Raw genomic sequence first — 22398 nt, 5'->3', positions numbered from 1 at the left:
TGAACGAGAGATGAGGCATCCGGATTACGGGGGCATATGGGCCATCCGGGTGAATCAGTAATCGGGGGTGGTCATCCCTGTGCACCAGAATCCCTGGCCGAGGAACTCTCACGCATTTCCGATGTGTTCATCGGTTCGGCATGGGATTCGACTGCGTTGCTACGTTCCACGCTCATGACCTTGTTTGCGCGACCGTGGGCCCGCGGAAATCTCGCGAAAGCGCGTGCCGCGGTGCTGGCCGCCGCCGTGCTCGGGCTGCTGGTGCGCCTGTTCATCGCCGCGAGCTCGCCGGGCCCCGCCGACGTGCGGTTCTTCCACGGGTTCGCCGGGGCCATCGAGAAGTACGGGCCGGTGCGCGTCTACGCGCAGGACCTGCCCGGGCTGCCCGTCTACAACCATCCGCCGGCCACCGGCCTGATGCTCGCGGCGATGACGTGGGCCGAGCAGCTGGGCGCGTCGTTCGCGTTCCTGATCCGGCTGCCCGCCTCGCTCGGCGACGTACTCGCGTGCGTGGTCGTCTTCGAGATCGTGCGGCGCCGGGCGAGGCTGCGCAGCGCCGTCCTGTGCGCCGTGGCGGTCGCGGCCAGCCCGGTCCTGATCGGGGTCTCCGGCTACCACGGCAACACCGATCCGGCGGCCGTCGCGCTGGCCCTGCTGGCCGCCCACCTCCTCGCCGACCGCAGGCTGCCGCTCGTCGCGGGCGTGGTCGCCGCGCTCGCGATCAGCGTCAAGCTGGTGCCGATCGTGGTCGTCCCGGCCCTGTTCGTGGCGGCCCTGCGCGGCGGACGCCCGACCCTGCTGCGGTTCACCGCGGGCTTCGGCGGGCTGCTCGCCGCGCTGTGGGGGCCGGTGCTCCTCACGGTGCCGATGGCGTTCAAGGAGAACGTCCTGGCCTACGAGGGCGGCGGTTACCGGCTCTGGGGCCTGATCCGGTTCATGGACTGGCTCGGCCTGCCCGAGTCGGCCATCGGGTTCGCCCGCGGCGACGGGCACTTCCTGTCCGTCCTGGCCTGCGTGGCCCTCGGCCTCTGGCTCGCCTGGCGCCGCCCCGACCAGGCCCCGGCCGTGGTGGGCCTGACCATGGCGCTGCTGCTGCTCCTGTCCACCGCCTCCGGGGCGCAGTACCTGGCCTGGGCCGCGGCCGGCCTGTGCGCGGTGGGCCTGTGGCAGGGCCTCGCCTTCAACGCGGTGGTCGGGGCCGTCGCCTGGTGGGCGTACGCGGGGCCGAACGCCGTGGTCTGGCCCGACCCGCTCCTGTGGCTCGCCGCGTTCGGCTGGCTCGTCCTCGCCGCCGCCATCGCCGACGGCGTCCGCACCACCCTGCGCACGGCCGCCCCCGAGGGCCCGCGGCCCGCCGCGGCCATCACCGCCCCCCGCGCCGAAGCCGCGCCCGAGTCGGCCGCGTCACCCACCAACTGACCATCAGCAAAAGGAAAGTGGAGTACTTCTGTGAAAGAGAGTCCGGCTCCCAGGATCGGCATCCTGGTCGTGGCGTACAACGCGGAGTCGACCCTGGAGACGACGCTCGACCGCATTCCCGAGGACTTCCGTTCTCGTATCGCGGAGATCCACATCCTCGACGACGCCAGCCACGACGACACGTTCGACGTCGGCCGCCGCTGGTCGCGTCTGGAGAACCGGCCCAAGACCGTGGTGATGCGGCACACCAAGAACCTGGGCTACGGCGGAAACCAGAAGGCCGGATACGCGCTCGCCATCGAACGCGGTCTGGACATCGTGGTGCTGCTGCACGGCGACGGCCAATACGCCCCGGAACTCCTGCCGGAGATGGTGGCCCCCATCGAACGCGGCGAATGCGAGGCCGTGTTCGGCTCCCGCATGATGAAGAACGGCGGCGCCCGAAAGGGCGGAATGCCGCTCTACAAGTGGCTCGGGAACCGTGTTCTCACCCGCTTCGAGAACAAGCTGCTCGGCTCCCGGCTCACCGAATTCCATTCGGGCTACCGGGCGTACAGCGTGTCCGCGCTGAGCAAGCTGCCGCTTCAGCACAACACCGACGCGTTCGATTTCGACACGCAGATCATCGTCCAGCTCATCGACGCCGGAATGCGGATCGAGGAGATCCCGATCCCGACGTACTACGGCGACGAGATCTGTTACGTCAACGGGATGAAGTACGCGAAGGACGTCGTCAAGGACGTCCTGGAGTACCGGCTCGCGCTCAAGGGATTCGGCACCTGCCCGTGGATCCCCAAGCCCGCCGAGTACGCCTTCAAGGAGGGCGACGGCTCCTCGCACTCGGTGATCCTGGAGCAGATGAAGGCGCTGCCGCCCGGCCGGGTCCTGGACCTCGGCTGCTCCGGCGGCCTGTTCGCCGAGCGGCTGGAAGCGCTCGGCCACACCGTGACCGGCGTCGACTACATCGAGGTGCCCGGGGTGCGCGAGAAGTGCTCGCGCTTCTTCCTCGCCGACCTGGAGGCGGGCCTGCCCGACGAGATCGGGGCGGACTTCGACTACGTCGTCGCCGGTGACGTCGTCGAGCACCTGTCGCGCCCCGAGAAGCTGCTCGCGCAGGTCGCCGAGGTGCTGCGGCCCGGCGGCCGGGTGCTGCTGTCCGTACCGAACTTCAGCCACTGGTACTCGCGGCTGCGCGTCGCGCTCGGTGTCTTCGGCTACGACCGGCGCGGCATCCTCGACGAGACCCACCTGCGGTTCTTCACCCGCAACAGCCTGCGCCGCACGGTCAAGGCGGCCGGGTACGACGTCCTCGACGTCACGTCCACCGGAGCGCCCTTCTGGTCGGTGCTCGGCGGCGGGCTCGTGGCGCGGACCCTGGCGGCGGCGTCCCGGCTGCTGACCCGCATCAGGCCGACTCTCTTCGGCTACCAAATCGTCGCATCGCTGACCCCGCATGCGGCCCAGACGATCGTCGCCGGGGAGCACATCGATGTCCAGGACCTCCTCAACCGCCAGTTCGTCCCCGCCGAGCACGACGCTGCCCCGGCCGGCCGGGCCTGAGCAGACCGCGCAGGGCGACGCCCCGCAACCTCCCGTCAGGAAAAGGCCCTTGAGTCTCCCGAGTCTGCTTCTGCTGCTGTTCGCCGTGTTCTCCTCGGCGGGCGGTCAGCTTCTGCTCAAGCACGGCATGCGCGCCGCCGCGGCCACGGCGGGGCGCCGCGGCGGTTCGGTCGCCATGGCCGCGGCGACCAGCCCGTGGGTGGTGCTCGGGCTGACGGTCTTCGCCGTCTCGGCGGTGGCCTGGATGACGACACTCGCTCAGGTACCGCTGTCGATCGCCTATCCGTTCAACGCGCTCGGCTATCTTCTGATCGTCCTCGTCAGCGCGACGGTGCTGCACGAGAAGACGAACGTCTGGACCTGGGGCGGGTCCGTGCTGGTGGTGCTCGGGCTCGTCACGGTGATGGCCGGCCAGAGCTGACCCGAACCGAACCACCCGCCGTCCCGGCTGCCGGGGCCACCGCACTCGCCGCGGCGGCCCCGGCAGCCGTCTGTCCGCGTGTCTCACGTGCCCCCGCCCCCGAAAGGCCTTCGCCTCCATGCCGAGAACGACGATCCACCGGGCGGCCGCCGCCCTGCGCGACGCCCACCGGCGCGGCGGGCTGTGGCCGTGGTGGCTGGCGGTGATCGCGGCGGTGTGCGGCTGCGCCGCGGCCACCGTCTTCCACCCCGGGTACTTCAGCGCCGACAGCGCCTTCCAGCTCCGCCAGGCGGTCGGGGAGGTGCCGGTCAGCGACTGGCACCCGCCGGTCCTCGCGCTGCTGTGGCGGGGCCTGCTGTCGACGACGGGGTCCCTCTCCACCATGGTCGATCTGCAGGCCGCGCTGCTGTGGGGATCGCTGTGGATGCTCGCCCGCCTGGTCTGGCGCGGCACCGGAAGCCGCTGCCTCTCCCTCGCGATGCTGTCCGTCGGTCTCGCGCCGCACATCATGAACTTCACGGGGGTCGTCTGGAAGGACGTCCATCTGGCGTACGCGCTGCTCGCGGTCTGCGCGCTCGCGCTCACCGCCCGCGGGTTGCCGGCCGGCCGCACCCGGACCCGCTGGGTCCTGCTGGTGCTCGGCGTGCTGCTCATCGTGTACGCGGGTCTGGTCCGCAAGAACGGCTTCCCCGCCGTGCTCCCGGTCTTCGCGCTGCTGGTCCTCGCGCTGTGGCCGGCCCCGGGCCGGCGCCGCTGGCTGGCCGCGACCGGGGTCCTCGCCGCCGTCACCGCGGTCGGCAGCGTCGGGGTGACCGCGCTCGCCCATCCGCTGCCGACCCGCGTCTACGCGGTGATCCCGGTGGACGACCTCGTCCATGTCCTCACCCCGGCGCAGGTGCGGGCCGCCGCCGAAGAGGCGGGCGGGAGCCGGGACTTCACCGACCGGATGGTCACCGCGACGACCGACTGCCGACGGCGGGGGCTGACCTCCAACGCGTACCTGGAGTGCTATCCGCGCAAGGGCGGAACGTTCGACCTGATGGAGCTGAGCCGCAACGCCGACGTGCTGACGCGGATGTGGACGCGGCAGATGCCGAGGCACTGGCAGGACTACGCCGCGTACCGGGGCCGGGTCTTCACCAAGCTGCTGTTCCGCAGCAACCAGCCCTTCCTGAACGGCACCCGGCTCCCCGGCAGCACGCTGCCCGAGATCGCGCGCCACGAGCAGCCCAACGACACGCTGCGGGCCGCGCTGCGCGACTACGTGACCGGCTGTGTGCGCAACCTGCCGATGCTCTTCCAGGGCTGGTTCTGGCTGGCCGTCTCCCTGGTCCTCGTCCTGCGCAGACGGTGGCCGGGGCCGTACAGCAGGGAGCTGCGGCTCATCGGGGCCAGTTCCCTCGTCTACATCCTCGCCTACCTGCCGACCGCGCCCGAGTCCAACTTCCGCTACGTGTACTGGCCCGCGCTCGCGGGCACCGTCGCCTGCGTGTTCGTCGTGAGCGCCTACGTCGTGCGGTGGCGTGCCGGGGCCCCGGTCGCCGAACCCCGCACGGAGCCCGTCCCGCGGCAGGCGTCCCCGGTCGGCTGACCTCAGCCGACCGGCTGCCCGGCCGGCGCGGTGTCGCTGCGCGCCGCGGGCAACTGCGCTGCGGTGGCGGGCAGTCGTGCCGTCTCCCCCAGCAGGACGCGGCGTACGACCCGCTCGGCGGCGTGCCCGTCGTCGGCCTCGCAGTAGAGCGCCCGGAACTCCGCCCTGCGCCGCGCCGACTCGGCGTCGCACCAGGCGCCCGAGGCGAAGACGTCCGCCAACTCGGCCTCCGTGCGGGTGAGATGGCCCGGCGGCTGCTCGGTGATGTCGAGGTAGGCGCCGCGGCTCAGCCGGAAGGCCTCCCAGTCGTCGGCGTGCACCACGATCGGCCGGTCCAGGACGGCGTAGTCGAAGAGCAGGGACGAGTAGTCGGTGATCAGCGCGTCCGAGGCGAGCAGCAGGTCCTCGACGTGGGGTTCGTCGGTCGCGTCGACGAGGACCCCGGAACGCTCCAAGTCCCGCATTTCCAGGGCGCGTTCGGGGGCCTTGGCCAGGCTCGGGTGCAGCCGGACCACCAGGGTGTGGTCGTCGCCCAGGGCGCGGGCGAGGGCCGCCGGGTCGATGTTCCGGACGTATCCGCCCCTGCGGTAGTCACGGCGGGTCGGCGCGTACAGGACCACGGTGTTCCCGGCCGGGACGCCCAGGCGCTCGCGGGCGCGGGCGGCGCGGGCGGCGTCGCCGCGCACCAGCACGTCGTTGCGGGGGTTGCCGGTGAGCAGGGTGGTGAAGCGGCAGGGGTGGGCGCTCTGCCGGGCCCGCGCGGCGTACGCGCCCGCCTCCAGGCTGTGGTCCCAGCGGTCGCCGCGGCGCAGGGCGGCGCGCAGGTCGAGGCCCTGCCGGGCGGCGGGCCGCTCGCGCAGGTCGAGGCCCTCGTGGCCGAGCGGCGTGCCCCGGTGGGTCTGGACCCAGACCTGCCCCGGCCGCTTGGCCTGGCCCGCGTCCCAGTCGACGTCGTTGAAGAAGTACGTGGCGCGGGCGAGGACGGCGGCATGGCGCGGCGAGCCGGGCACGACGTGGTCCACGCCCTCGGGCAGGCGGCGCGCGTCCTTGGCGTTCACCACCCATACGCCCTTGATGTGCGGGGCCAGTGCGCGGGCGGCCGCGTGGACGGCGGCCGGGCCGCCGAGCACCCCGCGCCGCCCCCCGGCCTCGTACACCGCGAGGCACGGGTCGAGCGGGCGCCGCAGCTGGACCGCGCGCCAGTACTTCCTGAGGCGGCGGACGACGCCGTCGCGCAGGGTTCGCCGTGCCCCGCGCACCTTCTTGAGGACGGCGCGCAGCCGGCGCGGCGGCGCGGTGCGGCGGCGCGGGCGGGCCGGGGCGGCGCCGTCGGGCGCGTGGCGGCGGTGGAAGGCGTCGGTCTCGCGCCGGAACTCCTCGCGCGGGCCCGGCTCGTCGGGCCGCGCCGCGCGCAGGTGGCCCATGGCCTGGCGCAGCAGGAGCGGCCCGGCCCAGTCGTGTGCGGGGTGCGCGTCGAGGAAGGCGAACAGGGCGTCGAACTGGGTGAGCATCGCGGCACGCAGCCGCTCGGGGGTGCGCTCGACGGACGACTGGCGGCGCTGCCGGTGCTCCACTCCCACCCGGTCGAGGCAGGCGACGCGCTCGGCGGCGATCAGCGCCCGGTAGGTGACCGGGACGTCCTCGTACAGGCCCTCGGGGTAGCGCAGTCCGTGCGTGACGAGGAAGTCGCGGCGGTACGCCTTGTTCCAGGCGGCCTGGTAGGCGTTCAGGTACCGGGGGCGGTCCCGGACGGTGAAGGTGTCCTCGCCCGCCTCGGCGAGGAGGGCCGCGGTGCCGGTGCGGCCGCCCCGGCCCGACCAGGAGACGTTGACGTGGTCGAAGAGCAGCAGGTCCGGGTCGCCGGTGGTGCGCAGCCGCGCGTCGAGGGCGGCGAGCAGCCCGGGGGTGAAGGTGTCGTCGCCGTCGAGGAAGAGGAGGTAGTCGCCGCGCGCGCGGGCCGCGCCGGCGTTGCGGGCCGGTCCGACCCCCGCGTTCTCGGGGAGGTGGACGGCCGTGACGCGCGGGTCGCGGGCCGTGTACTCGGCGAGGATCGCGGCGCAGTGGTCGGGCGACGCGTCGTCCACAGCGATCACTTCGAGGTCGGTGAACGACTGGGTGAGGACGGAGTCGAGGCTCGCGCGGAGGAAGCCCTGCACCTTGTAGGCGGGCACGACGACGCTGAAGCGGGGCACGGTCAGCTCCTCGGAGCGGTCGGGGCGGGGGCGGCGGGCGCGGAGGCCGCGGGCGCGGGGGTGCGGCGGGCGAGCGGCAGCGGCGGCTCGACGGCTTCGGCGGGTTCGCCGAGCAGCACCCGGCGCACCACCCGCTCGGCGGCCCGTCCGTCGTCGAAGGCGCAGAATCGTTCCCGGAAGGCGGTGCGGCGCGCGGCCGACTCCTGGTCCGCCCAGGCGCCCGAGCGGAAGAGCCGGGCGAGCTCCTCGGGGGTCGTGGCGACCGGGCCCGGCGCCTGGTCCGGGGCGAGGAGGTCGAAGGTGACACCGCGCAGAGCACGGTAGACGTCCCAGTCGTCGGCGTACACGACGATCGGCCGGTCCAGGTTGGCGTAGTCGAAGACGATCGACGAGTAGTCGGTGATCAGCGCGTCGGCGGCCAGGCACACCTCCTCGGACGAGAAGTGGCCGGTGACGTCGACGACCCGGTCGTGCGGCGGGCGCGGGACGCCGCCCGCGTCGTCGTAGTAGTAGTGGGCGCGCTGCAGGACGACGAAGTCGTCGCCGAGGGCGTCGCAGAGCGCGCCGAGGTCCAGCTGGGCGTCGAATCCGGTGCGGTAGTCGCGGTGGGTGGGCGCGTACAGCAGCGCCTTCTTGCCCTCCGGGATGCCCAACTCGCGCCTCACACGCGCCACTTCGGCGGCGTCGGCGGTGTAGTAGGCGTCGTTGCGCGGATAGCCGTACTCCAGGGTCTCGTGGTCGCCGGGGCAGGCGCGCTCCCAGACCTCGGTGGAGTGCCGGTTGGAGGTGAGGAGGTAGTCCCAGCGGTCCACCCGTCCGAGGAGCCTGCGCAGGGCGCCGGTGGCGGGGGCCACCACGGGGTGGTCGGCCTGTTCGAGGCCCATCTTCTTCAGCGGGGTGCCGTGCTGGGTGGACAGGTGGACCGTGCCGGGCCGTTTGACGACGCTGTCCGCGAAGTTGGCGTTGTTGACGAAGTACGTGGCGCGGGCCAGCACCTCCCAGGCGCGCGGTGTGCCGAGCACGGCGTGCTCCACGCCCTCCGGGACGCGTCCGGCCCCGTCCTCGGTGACCAGGAAGACCGAGTGGATGTGCGGGGCGAGGCGCTGTGCGGCGGCGTGGATCGCGGCGGGGCTGCAGGTGTAGCCGCGGCCCCAATAGGCGCAGTACACGGCCAGGTTGGGGTCGACCGGCTGCTTGAGGTACTCGGCGTACACCTCGGGGGCCCGCTTCTCCTGGCGGGGCTCGGGCGGCGCGGGCTTCAGCGAGCCGGCGGCCCGCCGCGCGCCGCGCACCGCGCGGAACGCCGTGTACGACCCGGCCGCGAGGAGCCGGCACTGCGCGTCGAGGCTTGCGGGCGCCCGGAACCCTGCGGGCCGGTGGCGGCGGTACAGCGCGCTCGCCCGCTTGAAGTAGCGCCCCGGGTGAGGGAGTTGGCCGGGCACGGCGGCCGTCTTCAGGGCGATGGCGGCGAGTTCGGCGAAGAGGGGTCCGGCGATGTCGGGGCGCTCGGCGGCGTGGCCGAGCGCCCGGTCGAACTGGTCGAGGCGGTCCAGGTGGTGCGCGCCGGGCCCGTCGATCCTGCTGCCCTGGCGGCGCAGCAGATGCCGTACGAGGACGGGCTCGGGCAGGACGGCCGCCTTCTCGGCGCTCAGCGCGACCCGCACACCCCACGACAGATCCGTGAAGTAGCCCTCGTCGAAGGTGAGTTCGCGCTCCTCGACGAAGGCACGCCGGTACGCGGCGCTCCAGGCCGGAAGGGACGCGGCCCGCGCCCCGAGCGCGTCGGCCGGGGCGAAGACGCCGTCCGGCGTCCCGGGCACCTGCACCGTGCCCCGGCTCCCCTCCCACCAGTGCACCCGCTCGTACCCGCCGTACACGACGTCGACCTCGCCGGTCTCCCGCAGCCGCGCGTCCAGGGCGTGCAGCGCGCCGGGCGCCACCTCGTCGTCGCCGTCGAGGAACAGCAGATACGTGCCGCGGGCGGCCCGCGCCCCCGCGTCGCGGGCGGCGCCGAGTCCGGCCGCGGGCGGCGACCAGACCGCCGCGCGCAGCCGCTCGTCGCTCTCGGCACGGCGGGCGACGGTGACGGACTCGGGGGCCTCGGGGCCGTCGCAGACGGGGATCACCTCGACGTCGTCGAAGCGCCGGTCGAGCAGGACGGAGTCCAGGGTCCGGGACAGGCGGCCGAGGGTGCCGTGGGTGGGGACGACGATGCTGAAGCGGGGCACGGCACATCCATCGGTAGGCACACAGGTTCTGCGGTGAAACGGCCGACGGGGCACGTGGGTTACGCCGGACGTGGCATCCGGAGGACGCGGCCGGAAGATCCAACTCCGCACGGTCCGGCCACTGTTGGCCGACTCCGCACGCGGGCGGGCCCCGCGGGACCCGCCGCACCGCTCTCACCGGCCCCGATACGGCCGGCCCCGCGTACGGCGGCTCAGCGCGTGCACCCCGCGGCCGTCCCGCCCACCCGTTCGTACTGCCGCAGCATGCCGCTGCGCCGCCGCTCCTCGGCGACGGGCACGAAGTCCGCTCTCAGTACGTCGATCTTGGCCGCCTCGTCCGCGCCCGCGGGACGCCATCCGGGCCTCATGGCGTCCATGTCGAAGAAGACCCACAGGCGCGGCAGGCACGCCATGCGGGCCCGCAGGTCGGCGGCGGGGACGTCGCGGCCGTAGAGGGTGCCCGAGCGGGCGCCCGGCACCCGCAGGGACACGTCCCGCGCGCCCGCGACGGACGCGGGGTAGGCCTCGGCGTACTTGCGGCCGATCAGCGGGACGTACAGCAGCGGGTCGCCGGGCCGGACCCGGTCCGCCAGCATGCGGGCCACCGAGCCCAGGTCGTCGCGCCGGGCCTCGGGGCCGCGCTGGTGCTCCTGGAGCGGGAGCTGGGCGAGGAACGCGGCGGCGACCAGGCCCACCCCGGCGAGGGCGACGGGCGCCGCCGCGGGCGTCAGGCGCGGCACCCGGGAGACGATCACCTCCGCGCCGGCCGCGACCAGGAGCGGCACCCCGGCGAACGCGAAGAGCGCGTAGCGCGGGGCGTACAGCGGGTGCAGCTGCGAGACGGCGAGCAGGATCAGCGGCGCCACCACGGCCAGCGGCAGCGCCGTCGCGACCAGGCCGCAGGCGCCCGGCGCCCGGCGGGCCGGCGGCCGGGACACGGCGACCGCGATCGGCGCGAGCAGCGCCGCGTGGAGCAGCCCGTGCCCGCCGGCCACCGTGCGCAGCAGTTCCTCGGCCTCCGCCCGGCCCGGCCGCCGGATCCAGCCGACCTGCCCGCTCTGGCCGTGCGTCACCAGGGCCAGCGGGAGCAGCGACACCAGGGCGGCGGCCCCGGCCGCGCCCCAGCCCGCCCACACCCGGCGCGGCACCCGGGTCACCGCGAGGGTCACGGCGTGCGCGGCGAGCACCAGGGCCGCGAACTCGTGCAGCCAGGCCGTCACGGCGACGGCCGCCGCGTATCCGGCCCAGGCGCGCGCGGTGGGCCGGGACACGGCCCGCACCAGGAGCAGGGTCGCGCTCGCGGCGCCGGCGGCGACCAGCGCGTACGAGCGGCCCTCCTGCGCGTAGTACTGGGTGAACGGCGCGACGGCGTACAGGAGTCCGGCCCACAGGCCGACGCGCGGCCGGACCAGCCGGCCGCCGAGCGCGGCGACCAGGCAGGCCGCGGCGGCCGTGGCGCACACCGACGGCAGCCTGAGCAGTGTCTCGCCCGGGTGCAGCGGGAGCAGGAAGTGCATGAGCACGTAGTAGAGGCCGTGCACGGCGTCGACCGTGCCCAGCAGGTGCCACAGCTGCGGCAGCGACCGGGACGCGGCGATGAACGTGGCCGCCTCGTCCCGCCACATCGTGCCCCGGTCCAGACCCCACAGTCCGAGCGCGAGCGCCACGGCTCCGGGGACGACCACCGCCAGGACCCGGGCGCGCTCCGGCCCGGGCTTCATGATCAGCGCCATGTGCCGAGCTTGTACGACTGACTGACGATTGCGGCTGAGCCGGGGCCGGTGCCGCGTTCCGTCACTCGCGCGGGCGCTCAAAATATGGACCATCAAGGGCATATAGGGACAATGCTCCGGAAGTCCAGTCTCGACGTCGTCCCCCTCCTGCCCGCACCCCTCAGCGCCGGAGACCGTCCGGCGGCCGGGCGCACGCGGGCGGTCACCTCCGTCGGGCGGTTCCGGCGCCCCACCCGGGTCTCGCCCTTCCTGGTGTTCGGCGGGCTGTTCTGGCTGACGATGACGCTCGCCGCGTGGCGGCTGCCGATGGGCGGTGACTTCGGGCAGCACGCGGCGGTCGTCGAACGCCTGCGGGCCGACCTGCTCCACCCGCGCCACCCGATGGCCGACCTGCCGGGCGCGGGCAGCCCGTACTACTCGCCGTACGCGGTCCTGGAGGGTGTGTTCGCCAGGACGACCGGCCTGTCGGGCGTGACGGTCGTGCGGCTCGCGGCGCCGCTGAACCTGCTGGTGCTGCTGACCGGGCTGAACCGCTTCGTCCGCTCCCTGACCCCGCGTCCGTGGGCGCCGGTCCTGGCGCTGGCGGCGATGACCCTGCTCTGGGGGACGCACGCGATCCAGTGGAGCGGCTATCTCGGGCTGCTGTCGATGACCAGCACCCTCGGCTACCCGTCGGCGTGCGCGAGCGGGCTCGCGTTCTGGGCCTGGGCGTGGGCGGGGCGGCTGCGGGCGGGGAGCCCGTGGTGGGGGTACGCGGGTCTCGGGGCCCTGCTCGGACTGATCCTGCTGGTGCACCCGATCTCGTCGGTGGCGGCCCTGATCGGCGTCCTGGCCGTCGCGCCGCGCACGCTCGGCCCGCGCTGGGCGCTCACCGGCGCGGCCGCCGCCGCGACCGCCCTCGCCTGGCCGTACTACGACGTCCTGGCCCTGGCCGGGGATTCCAGCGTCGACGAGATCCACCGCCGCCTCTACGACCGGCTGCCCGCGCACTTCTGGCTGGCGCTGATCGGCCTGCCCCCGCTGTGGCTGCGTCTCCGGCGCGACCGCCGGGACCCGCTGGCCCTGATGTTCGCGGCGGACCTGCTCGTCGTCGCGTACGGCTGGGTCAGCGGCCACTACACGTACGGCCGGATCATGGGGCTCGCCCTCGTGCCGTTGCAGTTCTCGCTCGCGATCGCGCTAGCGGCGCCGCGCCCGTGGCGCCGGCCGCGCCGTCTGCTCGGCATGGTCGCGGCGGCGGGCGCGGCGGTCGGGTTCGTCACGGCGCAGGGCGGAGCGGTGGTCCCGCGCGCGCTGCCGCAGCCGCCGATGTGGCAGTCGTACACCTGGGCGGCCCGGCACATCCCGCCCGGCGAGGTGGTCCTGACGGACGGTCACCGGCCGGTGCGCTCCCTGCCGGGGCTCGGCCCGAACCTGGTGGCGCCGGCCTGGCCGGACCCGGCCCTCGACGAGCGGGAACGGGAGAGGCGCCGGGCGGCCGTGCGCGCCTACCTCTCCCCCGACTCCACGCGCGCGCGGCGGACGGCGATCGTCCACCGCTACGACGTGCGCTGGCTGCTGACCGAGAAGGGGCAGCGCCTGCCGCCGGAGGCGGTCGTGGTGGACCGCGGTCCCCGCACCGGCGAGGTGCTCGCGCGGGTCGGTGGCACGCCGCGGGCTACTCGATGACGAGGTCCACGTCGATGTTGCCCCGCGTCGCGTTCGAGTACGGGCACACCTGGTGCGCCTGCTCGACCAGCTTGCGGCCGGTCTCCGCGTCCACCGACTCCGGCAGCTCCACGCGCAGCACGACCGCGAGACCGAAGCCCTCGCCCTGCTTGCCGATGGAGACCTCGGCGGTGACGGCCGCGTCCGCGACGTCCACCTTGGCGGCGCGGCCGACGAGGCCGAGCGCGCTGCCGAAACAGGCCGCGTAACCGGCGGCGAAGAGCTGCTCCGGGTTCGAGCCCTGGCCGTTGCCGCCCATGGCCGTGGGGATGCCGAGCTGGAGGTCGATCACGCCGTCGGAGGAGACGGCGCGGCCGTCGCGGCCGTGGGTGGCGGTGGCGACGGCGGTGTAGATGGCGTCCATGAGGGTCTGCCTCTCGCGTTGGTGGCGTTGGCTTACGTACGTAAGTAGAGCACGCAATTCAGTTGTGCACAACTAAATGGTCCGCCGTTACCCTGGAACCATGGCCAGCACTGACGACTACCTCCGCCTCGACCGGCAGATCTGCTTCTCCCTGAACGCGGCGTCGCGCGCCTTCGGCGGCGTGTACCGCACGCTGCTCAAGGACCTGGGACTCACCTACCCGCAGTACCTGGTCATGCTGGCCCTCTGGGAGGAGGGCGAGGCCCCCGTCAAGCGCCTCGGCGAGCGCCTGCGCCTGGACTCCGGCACCCTCTCGCCCCTGCTCAAGCGCCTGGAGGCGAACGGCCTGGTGCGCCGCGAGCGCAGCGCGCGGGACGAGCGCTCGGTGGTCATCACGCTCACGGATGCGGGCGCCGAGCTGAAGGGGCGCGCGGTCGAGGTGCCGAAGAAGATCGCGGCGGCGACGGGGTTCGAGCTGGCGGAGATCGAGGATCTGCGGACCCGGCTGAATCGGCTGACCGAGGCGCTGGACGGCGCGGACATTTAGGGACAGCCCGACCGGGACATACGCTCCCGAACCGTGACACTCGACACCAAGCCGAGCCGCCCGGTCATCCCCTCTCCCGTCCTCGCCACCTGGATCCGCCCCGGCCCCCTGGCCCGGGCCGCGCTCCCGGCCGCCTGGCTGGCCACCCGCGCCGCCATGGCCCTCCTGCTCGCCTGGGACGGCCTCGGCGCGGGCGGTGTGGCGCGGGAGGCGCACGGGCTCTACGCCCACTGGTACGGGACCCTCGCCCAGGGCGCGTTCCCCTCCGGGGATCCGCTGTGGCAGTACCCGCCGGGCGCGGGCCCGGTGCTGCTGGCGCCGGGGCTGCTGCTCCCCTGGCTCACGTACTTCCAGGCGTTCGTGGCGTTCACCCTCGCGACGGACGCGCTCGTCACGTACGCCTTGGCGCGCGGCGGCCGCGAGCCGCGCGGCGCCTGGCTGTGGGTGGCCGGCCTGCCGCTCCTGCTGCACATCCCGCTCGCCCGCTACGACGTCCAGGTCACCGCGCTCGCCGTCCTCGCCCTGCTCGCGCTCGGCCGGTCGCCGCGCGTCGCGGGCGGCTTCGCGGCGCTCGGCGCGCTGGTGAAGGTGTGGCCCGCGCTGACCCTGCTCGGCACCCCCCGGGGACGCACCACGAAGGAGGCGTGGACGGCGGCCCTCGCGTCGGCGGCCGCACTGCTCCTGACCCTCACCCTCGTCTTCGAGTCGCCCTTCTCCTTCCTGCGCGGGCAGACCGGGCGCGGGGTGCAGATCGAATCGCCGGGCGGGACCGCGCTCATGATCGCGCGCCGCTTCGGGTGGCCGGGGGCCGTCCGGTACCAGTACGGGGCCTTCGAGTTCGTCGGCCCGTACGTCGAACTGGTCGCGGCGGCCGCGCTCGGACTCACGGTCGCCGCGTTCGGGGTGCTGCTGTGGTGGCGGACGCGGGCCCGCGCGTGGTCGGAGGCGACGCCGTACGACGCCGCGCTGTGCGCCGTCCTGATGTTCACCGTGACCAGCCGCGTCATCAGCCCGCAGTACCTGGTCTGGCTGCTCGGGCTCGCCGCCGTGTGCCTCACCTCCCGGTACACGACGCAGCGCCCGGTGGCCCTGCTGATCGTCGCGGCGGCGGCGCTGAGCTCGCTCGCGTATCCGGTGCTGTACGAGGACGTGGTGGCCGGGACCTGGACCGGGTGCGCGGTGACGGGGGCGCGCAACGCCCTTCTCCTCGGAGGGGCTTTCGTGTCGTTCCGTTCCCTTTGGAGAGGAACGAAAAAGTAAAACTTACGGCTTACCGGACATTTGACAGAAACCCCTAAGATTCATCTGTGAACACCTCAACACCCCCTCCTGCCGCAGCCGTGACGGTCATCGTGATCGGGTACGACGACGCCGGCCACGTCACCGACGCGGTCCGCTCGGCGCTCGGGCAGGGGGCCGCCGTGACCGAGGTGATCGCGGTCGACGACTGCTCGACGGACGGCAGCGGCGCCCTGCTCGACGACCTCGCGGCCGGCGAACCGCGCCTGCGGGTGGTGCACCGCGCCACCAACAGCGGCGGCTGCGGCACCCCGCGCAACGACGGGATCGCGCTCGCCTCGTCCGCGTACGTGATGTTCCTCGACAGCGACGACGTGCTGCCGCCCGGCGCGGTGGACGCGCTGCTCGGCGCGGCCGAGAAGCACGACGCCGCGGTCGCCGCCGGGCTGTGCGTGCGGCGCGAACTGCCGTCCGGGCACGAGGTGCCGTGGCACCCGGAGCTGTACGCGAGGGCGGCCGTCGTCGGGCACCCGGCACACCGCAGGCGCCTCGTCCAGGACACGCTCTGCGTCAACAAGCTGTACCGGACGGACTTCCTGCGCACGCACGACATCCGCTTCCCCGACGGCCGGTTCGTCTACGAGGACTTCGTGTTCACGGCGCGCGTGCTGGCCGCCGGGCCGCGCATGGCGCTGGTCCCCGCCCCCGTCTACGTCTGGCACGTGCGGCGCGGCGCCGAGAAGCTCTCGCTCTCCCTCGACCGGGCCGGCATCGACAACTGGCGGGCCAGGATCGACGCCCACCGCACGGCCGTCGACATCCTGCTCGACGCCTCGCAGAAGCGGCTCGCGCGGGCGGCACGGGCCCACTTCCTCGACCACTCCCTGCGGATGTACGCGCGTGAACTCGACCTGCGCGGGCCCGAGTACCGCGCCGAGTGGTGGGCGGTCACGCGCGCGTACCTCGCCGGTTTCGACGCCGCCGACTTCGAGGCGGCGCCCGCGCCAGGACGGGTCGTCGGCCGGCTCGTGCGGGCCGTCGACGCGCCGCGCGACCTGCCGCGCGTCAAGGAGTTCGCGGCCCGCCCGGCCCGGCTCCTTCCCCCGTACGCGTACGCGCCCGACGGCACGCCCGCCTGGTCCGCAGAGCTGCCGCAGGTCCCGCTCGACCATCTGCTGCACCGGCCGATGGACGTCCTCCCCGTCGCGGTCGACGGCGAGCTGCGGCCGAGCGCCCGCGGCACCCGGCTGACGCTGCGCATGCACGAGTTGTACGGGCGGGTCGCCGACGCCGGGCCGCGCTCGATGGACGTGGAGCTCGTCGACCGGCGGTCCGGCACGGTCGTGCAGCGCCGCACCGCCGCCGTCACCGCGCTCCCGGACCCCTCGGCGCCCGAGCAGTGGGAGGCGACGGTCCTCCTGGACCTCTCCGCGCTCGGCCGCTCCGGCACCTGGGACATCCGGCTGCGGCTGCACTTCGCGGACGGCAGCCACCGTGACACCACCGCGCACGCCGTGCGCCGCCCGGGCCTGCTGCGCCGGGTCGCCGTACCGAGCCGCCGCCACCTCGTCCTGCTCGCGCAGCCGTACGCCACCCACTCCGGCGCCCTCGCGCTGCGCACGGCGCCGGGGCTGCGCGGGGTGGTGTCGGTGATGCGCCGCAGGGCCGCCCGACTGCTTCACTGACAGCGCACGTCGTTCTCCGTGCACGCTGTTCTACGTACGAGGGGATCTCACCCACATGACCTGGCTGATCACCGGCGGGGCCGGCTACATCGGCGCGCACGTGGTGCACGCGCTGCGCGCGGCGGGCGAACAGGCGCTCGTCTACGACGACTTGTCCACCGGGGTCGCGGGGCGGCTGCCGTCCGACGTGGAGCTGGTGGTCGGCTCGACCCTCGACCGCGCCCTGCTGGAGCGCACGCTCGCCGAGCACCCCGTCACCGGCGTCGTCCATCTCGCGGCGAAGAAGCAGGTCGGCGAGTCGGTCGAGCAGCCGCTGCGCTACTACCGCGAGAACGTGGAGGGGCTGCGGGTGCTGCTGGAGGCGGTGACGGCGGCGGACGTCCGCTCCTTCGTCTTCTCGTCCTCGGCCGCCGTGTACGGCATGCCGGACGTCGAGCTGGTCACGGAGGACACGCCCTGTGTGCCCCTGTCCCCCTACGGCGAGACGAAGCTGGCGGGCGAGTGGCTGGTCCGCGCGACGGGCCGGGCCACGGGGCTCGCCACGGCGTCCCTGCGCTACTTCAACGTGGCGGGCGCGGCCTCGCCCGAGCTCGCCGACACCGGGGTCTACAACCTCGTACCGATGGTCTTCGAGAAGCTCACGGACGGCGCGGCGCCGCGGGTCTTCGGCGCCGACTATCCGACGCCGGACGGCACGTGCGTGCGCGACTACATCCACGTCGCCGACCTCGCCGAGGCGCACGTCGCCACGGCGCAGCGACTGGCCGGCGCGGAGCCGGGCACGGACCTCACGCTCAACATCGGGCGCGGGGTGGGGGTTTCGGTCCGCGAGATGATCGACGTCATCAACGAGGAGACCGGCTACGACATCGCCCCCGAGATCACGGACCGCCGCCCCGGCGACCCGGCCCGCGTCGTCGCCTCCGCCGGCCGGATCGCCGACCAGCTGGGCTGGTCGGCGAAGCGCGACGTCCGGGAGATGGTCAGCTCGGCGTGGGCGGGGTGGACCCGGGCGTAGCCGCGGTCTCGTCGCAGGCTGCGGGCCGGTGGGGCTTCTCGCGCAGTTCCCCGCGCCCCTGAAGGCATGCGCTCCGCGCAGCCTTCCCCTGGGCGAGCGAAGCTCGCTCCCAGGGGCGCGGGGAACTGCGCGCAGCAGGACCACCGGCCCACAGCCGCGAACGAAAGCGCACCCGGCAGACGGGCACGTTCAGGGGCGCGGGGAACTGCGCGACCAGCCCCCACCGTCCCGCACCCGCCCACCAAGGCGCATCCGGCACCCACACCAACCCCCTCACCCGGCGGAAGCCACCCGTACCCGGCGCACCAACTGCCCCACCTCCCCCGACAACCCCACCCCCACAGCCAGCGCCAACGTCACCGCGGCCACATTCACCAGCCCCCCGAGCCCCTCCGTGGTCCGGCCGGAGGCCAACGCGCCGAGGGACGTGCACAGCACCCCACCCGGCAGCAACGGCGCGATCCCGGGAATGACCAACGGCAGCGCCGACTCCCGCCGCCGCCGGGCCACCCAGTGCCCGGCGCACCCCACCCCGGTGGCCACCAGCGCCGTACCGACCAGCGAGGACAGCCCAAGCACCCGGAACTCGACCGACACCACGAGCCCGACGACGGCGAGCAGCGCGGCCGGCAGCCAGTCCCGGCGCGGCGTGCGGGCCCGCGCCGCCACGGCGACGGCGAACATGACGACCCCCACCACCGGGGTGCCCAGGTACTCGGCCCGGCTGACGGGCGGCATCACCGGCACCTCGAACCCGAAGAGGTTCCCGACGCCCAGGACGACGACCACGCCCGTGACGACGGCGGCGAACACCAGGACCGCGTCGCACAGTCTCCCGAGCGCGGTCAGATAGTGCCCGGTGAGGGCGTCCTGCACGGCGCTCACGAACGTCACGGTGGGCAGCAGCCCGAGCACCCCGGCGACCAGGACGGCCGGCACCGCCGACGGCGGCGCGGTCCAGCTGACGGCGAGGGCGACGGCGGCGGCCGGCATCGAGGCGACGGCGTACCGGTAGAACGCGGGCACCCCGTGCCGCCCGAGCCACCCGCACAGCAGCGCCCCGAGCAGCCCGGCGACGAACGCGCACAGCAGCGAGCGCGGCCCGCCGCCGAAGACCAGGGAGGCACCGGCGGCCACGATCCCGGTCTGCACGGGCACCCGCCACCGCGCCCACCACCCGACGGGCGCGGGGACGTCGAGGATCCGGGCGGCCTCGGCCCGCGCCTCGTCGAGCGAGAGCCGCCGCGCGCCGATCCGGTCCACAAGGCTGTGGATACGGCCCAGGGTGCTGTAGTCGGTGCCGTGCTTGCGGATGACCCGGCGGGCGTGCAGCGGGGTGAGCTCACCGGGCGCGTACCCGGACAGCGAGACCTCGGCGAGCGTGACCCCCGGCTCGCAGTAACTGAGCCCGTACGTCTCGGCGGTCACCAGCATCCCGGCGACGGCCTCCTCCGCCGAGCCCCCGTACGAAAGGAGCGCCTCGCCGAGCCGGATCGCGAGATCGGCGACGCGGGCACCGTAGGCCTCCATGTCGGCCCGCCCGTCGTCGTGCAGCAATTCACCGGCGTAGCCATAACTTCGGATCGGTTCGAGACCACGCAGCCGGGGCAACGCACGGTTCAGCCACGGGGTGTCGGCACGGGGCGCGGTGCGGCGGGCGGCCTTGTCGGCCACGGCCGTTGTGTCGGTCCTCACAGGCATACGAATGGAGCGTAACGGACATTCCACCCATTCGGGCGAGTGTTCCCGAGCGTCCCGACATACGGACGGGCGACCAGGGCCCCGAGGTCAGACCTCGTCGCCCTCGGACTCCACGAAGAGGTCGGCGGCCTCGGCCGCGACGAGGGAACGGTCGAGCCACGCCTCCAGCATGTCGAGATCGCCGCACGAGGTGATGCGTTCCCGCACCTCGTCGGTGACGTCGATGCCGCGCTTCTCCAGGACCCTGAGCACGGCCCTGGCCTCGCCCTGGGCGCGCCCCTCCTCACGAATCTCTTCGGACATGTCGGAGGTGTAGAAGGACAGATCGACGGCCATCAGATGCCTCCAGTACTGGGCGGCCGGGCGCTTGCTCAGGCCCTTCGCGACAAGCTCGATGATGGGGTTGGCTGCTCCCTCAGGATCGTCCTTGAGGGACGTGGAGAGGGCTTTGAGTATGGCATCGACGCGGCTGTCCGCAGCGTGCGTCACAGCCGACAGCGCCGCGAGCATCGGGTCCTTGCGAGCCTCGGCCGCGCTGGTGATCCGGGGCATGTTGTGCGGCCCGATCACCAGCGGCCGGAAGGTCAGACCGGGCAGACCGAACGGCCCACTGCCGACCGGCCGCTCCGCCCACTCGGCGGTGCCCCGGTCCTGGCAGACGACGAGCAACGTCGTCGGCTGCTGGTACTTCGACCAGAGATACGCGATGTAGTACGCCCAGGTGGCGGGCTTGTCCGGATGCTTCTTCCCCTGCGCCTCGACAGCGAGGAGGTACGGCCCGGACTCCTCGGTCTCCATCCGCAGGAGTGTGTCGACGCGCCGCTCGACGGGGTCGGGCTCCGTCAGGTCCGTGGGCATGACCGTCGATCTGACGGGGGCGGGCACCGCGAAGCCCAGTGCGCGCGAGACGCGGGTGAACAGGTCGGGGTCCTGTTGGAAGATGCGGTGCATCGCCTCGTGAGGCGGGCTGACCATGGGCACTCCGATGGGCCGGTGGCATGTGCCGCGAGCATAGGGTGAACAACTCGCCCGTCACACAGGAGAGTTGGGATGGTTCACCGGTACGGGTGACCATCCCGCAAGGCTGCCTTCTAGGCTGACGCGATGACCAGGTCCCGCCTCCGCCGCGCCCAGGGAGCCGTCATCGGCTCCGCCGTCGGCGACGCGCTCGGTGCCCCGTTCGAGTTCGGGCCCGAAGGCGCGTTCTCGGCGCGTTTCCCTCCCCGGTCCGGCCCGCACGAGGACGAGATGCGCGGAGGCGGCGGCTGGGACCCCGGCGAGGCCACCGACGACACGCAGATGGCCGTGCTCGTCGCCGAGTCGCTGCTGGAGCACGGCGGGCTCGAACCCGCCGATCTCTTCGGCCGGTTCCAGCGCTGGGCGGCCGCGGAGCCCAAGGACATCGGGCTGCAGACCGAGGACGTGCTGACCGGCGGGCTGCCGTGGGACCAGGCCGCCCCGATCCACTTCCAGGTCACCGGGCGCGCGGCCGGGAACGGTTCGCTGATGCGGGCCGCGACGTCAGCCGTGTACTTCGCGGCGCACGGCACCGAAGGCACGATGGACGCGGCCCGGCGCATCGCCGCGCTCACCCACGGCGACCGCGCGGCCTGGGAAGGCACCGCCGTTCAGCACGAGTTGATCCGGCGGGCGCTGGGAGGCGGAGATCCGGTGTCCGCCGTTCCCGAGGTGCTGGCCCTCGTGCACCCCGGACACCGCGAGCGCTACGCGACCGTCCTGGCCCCCGACTGGCACCCGGACCCGGCCACCGAGTTCAACGGCGCGGTGTGGCCGTGCCTCGGCTCGGCGGTGTGGGCGCTGCGCACCACGTCGTCGTACGAGGACGCGGTGCGCGCCGCCGTCGACCTCGGCGGCGACACGGACACGGTCGCCGCCGTCACGGGCGCGCTCGCCGGTGCGGTGTACGGGGTGGACGCGATCCCGGAGCGGTGGACCGCGCCGCTGCACGTTCCGCTGCCCGGGTTCGGCGGGCGGGTACTGCGGCTGCCGGAGCTGACCGCGCTGGCCGGCCGGCTCGCCGCGCAGAAAGCACAGGAAGCACAGGAAGCACAGGAAGCACAGGAAGCACAGGGAACGTAGGGAACGTAGGAAGCGCAGGGAACGCAGCGAACTCATGAACGCAACGCCGGCCCGCGAACCTCGGGCCGGGCTGTGCGTCCCCCTCACCCCGCACGAGAAGCGGGTTACAACGCCTTGAGCGCCGCCGCCGTCGCCGCCGCGAGCCGCTTCAGGTGACCCTTGGGCAGCTCCGGGGTGCGCACGACCACCGAGCGCCAGTACAGCGGGCCCGAGATCAGGTCGAGCGCGAGGTCCTCGTCGAGGCCCGCGCGCAGCTCGCCGCGCGCCACCGCGGCCTGCACGATCCCGCTCGCCACCCCGTGCTGCCCCTCGCGCAGCGCCTTCTGCATGGCCTCGGCGATCTCGGGGTTGCGGGCCGCCTCCGCCTGCAGGTCGGGGATGATCTGGCCGGCCACCGGGTGCCGCAGCGCCCGGGCCGTGACCCGGTACAGCAGGAGCAGGTCCTCCTGGAGCGAGCCGGTGTCGGGGGCGGGCAGCCCCTGCACCGCTATCGCCGAGACCAGGTCGAGGACGAGGTGCAGCTTGGAGCGCCAGCGGCGGTACACGGCGGTCTTGCCGACGCCGGCGCGGCGCGCGATGCCCTCGATGGACATCCGGGCGTAGCCGACGGAGGCGAGCTCCTCGAAGACGGCGGAGCGGATGGCGTCCGTCACGTCCTCACGGAGGACGGCGGCCCCCGCGGGAGCCCGGCGACGCGTCGGCTTGGCCTTCTGCGGGGCGGAGTCGGCGTTGGTCGTCATGGGACACAGCATAGTTCCGTAACGACGAAACGGTTGCGTTCCGACGTCGATCCGCCCTATCGTCACGTGACGACGATACGGATCCGTCCCGACGTGAACGGGGCGTGAACTCCGGCCGTCCGTCCTGTCGACCAGGCCCCCGTCGACACCGAC

General features: G+C 73.7%; 17 protein-coding genes. 10 read left to right on the top strand and 7 right to left on the bottom strand.

From position 1 onward, the window contains the following. Window positions 1–174: 174 nt before the first annotated feature. The 4 genes from B072_RS0111175 (at window position 175) to B072_RS42960 (ending at window position 4991) form a co-directional block, all read left to right on the top strand. Window positions 175–1419 (top strand): glycosyltransferase family 39 protein, encoded by a 1245-nt coding sequence (locus B072_RS0111175; RefSeq protein ID WP_199791029.1) that lies wholly within the window; start codon window positions 175–177, stop codon window positions 1417–1419. A gap of 30 nt (window positions 1420–1449) precedes the next feature. Further along, entirely contained in the window at window positions 1450–2979 is a 1530-nt protein-coding gene (locus B072_RS0111170) for a bifunctional glycosyltransferase/class I SAM-dependent methyltransferase (RefSeq protein WP_018530026.1), read from the top strand. Window positions 2980–3028: 49 nt separating this feature from the next. Next, a complete protein-coding gene (locus B072_RS0111165) occupies window positions 3029–3400 on the top strand; it encodes a hypothetical protein (protein WP_018530025.1) in 372 nt (123 codons plus the stop codon). Window positions 3401–3518: 118 nt separating this feature from the next. After that, window positions 3519–4991: a hypothetical protein gene (locus B072_RS42960; protein WP_018530024.1), complete on the top strand. Its 1473-nt coding sequence runs from the start codon at window positions 3519–3521 to the stop codon at window positions 4989–4991. Between the two features lie 2 nt (window positions 4992–4993). Here the strand turns inward: B072_RS42960 and B072_RS0111155 are convergent, their stop codons facing one another. The 3 genes from B072_RS0111155 to B072_RS0111145 form a co-directional block, all read right to left on the bottom strand. After that, a complete protein-coding gene (locus tag B072_RS0111155; protein ID WP_018530023.1) occupies window positions 4994–7183 on the bottom strand; it encodes a bifunctional glycosyltransferase/CDP-glycerol:glycerophosphate glycerophosphotransferase in 2190 nt (729 codons plus the stop codon). 2 nt (window positions 7184–7185) lie between these two features. Next, on the bottom strand, window positions 7186–9411 hold the full coding sequence (locus tag B072_RS0111150; RefSeq protein WP_018530022.1) for a bifunctional glycosyltransferase/CDP-glycerol:glycerophosphate glycerophosphotransferase: 2226 nt from the start codon (window positions 9409–9411) through the stop codon (window positions 7186–7188). Window positions 9412–9623: 212 nt separating this feature from the next. Continuing rightward, on the bottom strand, window positions 9624–11144 hold the full coding sequence (locus B072_RS0111145; RefSeq protein WP_018530021.1) for a glycosyltransferase family 39 protein: 1521 nt from the start codon (window positions 11142–11144) through the stop codon (window positions 9624–9626). 111 nt (window positions 11145–11255) lie between these two features. Here B072_RS0111145 and B072_RS0111140 point away from each other — a divergent pair, with 111 nt between their 5' ends. Continuing rightward, a complete protein-coding gene (locus B072_RS0111140; RefSeq protein ID WP_018530020.1) occupies window positions 11256–12812 on the top strand; it encodes a hypothetical protein in 1557 nt (518 codons plus the stop codon). Here the strand turns inward: B072_RS0111140 and B072_RS0111135 are convergent. Then, window positions 12802–13215 (bottom strand): organic hydroperoxide resistance protein, encoded by a 414-nt coding sequence (locus B072_RS0111135; RefSeq protein ID WP_018530019.1) that lies wholly within the window; start codon window positions 13213–13215, stop codon window positions 12802–12804. The genes B072_RS0111140 and B072_RS0111135 overlap by 11 nt on opposite strands. Before the next feature lie 100 nt (window positions 13216–13315). Here B072_RS0111135 and B072_RS0111130 point away from each other — a divergent pair, with 100 nt between their 5' ends. From B072_RS0111130 to galE, 4 genes are read left to right on the top strand one after another with little or no spacing between them, the layout of a single operon-like run. Next, complete coding sequence (locus tag B072_RS0111130) at window positions 13316–13762, top strand: MarR family winged helix-turn-helix transcriptional regulator (RefSeq protein ID WP_018530018.1); 447 nt, start codon at window positions 13316–13318, stop codon at window positions 13760–13762. A 33-nt stretch (window positions 13763–13795) separates the two neighbouring features. Continuing rightward, window positions 13796–15022 carry a glycosyltransferase 87 family protein gene (locus B072_RS0111125; protein WP_018530017.1) on the top strand — a complete coding sequence of 409 codons (1227 nt, stop codon included), beginning with the start codon at window positions 13796–13798 and terminating at the stop codon, window positions 15020–15022. A gap of 47 nt (window positions 15023–15069) precedes the next feature. Then, window positions 15070–16686, top strand: coding sequence for a glycosyltransferase family 2 protein (locus B072_RS0111120; RefSeq protein WP_043243752.1), 1617 nt, complete (start codon window positions 15070–15072; stop codon window positions 16684–16686). Window positions 16687–16741: 55 nt separating this feature from the next. Continuing rightward, window positions 16742–17704 (top strand): UDP-glucose 4-epimerase GalE, encoded by a 963-nt coding sequence (gene galE / locus B072_RS0111115; RefSeq protein WP_018530015.1) that lies wholly within the window; start codon window positions 16742–16744, stop codon window positions 17702–17704. Window positions 17705–17977: 273 nt separating this feature from the next. Here the strand turns inward: galE and B072_RS0111110 are convergent, their stop codons facing one another. Continuing rightward, window positions 17978–19405, bottom strand: a complete 1428-nt coding sequence (locus B072_RS0111110) for a threonine/serine ThrE exporter family protein (RefSeq protein ID WP_078506387.1) — start codon at window positions 19403–19405, stop codon at window positions 17978–17980. An 87-nt stretch (window positions 19406–19492) separates the two neighbouring features. After that, on the bottom strand, window positions 19493–20380 hold the full coding sequence (locus B072_RS0111105; RefSeq protein WP_018530013.1) for a hypothetical protein: 888 nt from the start codon (window positions 20378–20380) through the stop codon (window positions 19493–19495). Between the two features lie 129 nt (window positions 20381–20509). Here B072_RS0111105 and B072_RS0111100 point away from each other — a divergent pair, with 129 nt between their 5' ends. Beyond that, window positions 20510–21505: an ADP-ribosylglycohydrolase family protein gene (locus B072_RS0111100; protein ID WP_018530012.1), complete on the top strand. Its 996-nt coding sequence runs from the start codon at window positions 20510–20512 to the stop codon at window positions 21503–21505. 104 nt (window positions 21506–21609) lie between these two features. Here the strand turns inward: B072_RS0111100 and B072_RS0111095 are convergent, their stop codons facing one another. Beyond that, window positions 21610–22245: a TetR/AcrR family transcriptional regulator gene (locus B072_RS0111095; RefSeq protein WP_018530011.1), complete on the bottom strand. Its 636-nt coding sequence runs from the start codon at window positions 22243–22245 to the stop codon at window positions 21610–21612. Window positions 22246–22398 lie beyond the last annotated feature (153 nt).

The organism is Streptomyces sp. HmicA12 (assembly GCF_000373565.1).
GTDB lineage: Bacteria > Actinomycetota > Actinomycetes > Streptomycetales > Streptomycetaceae > Streptomyces.
This window is presented reverse-complemented; position numbering and strand designations above follow the sequence as displayed.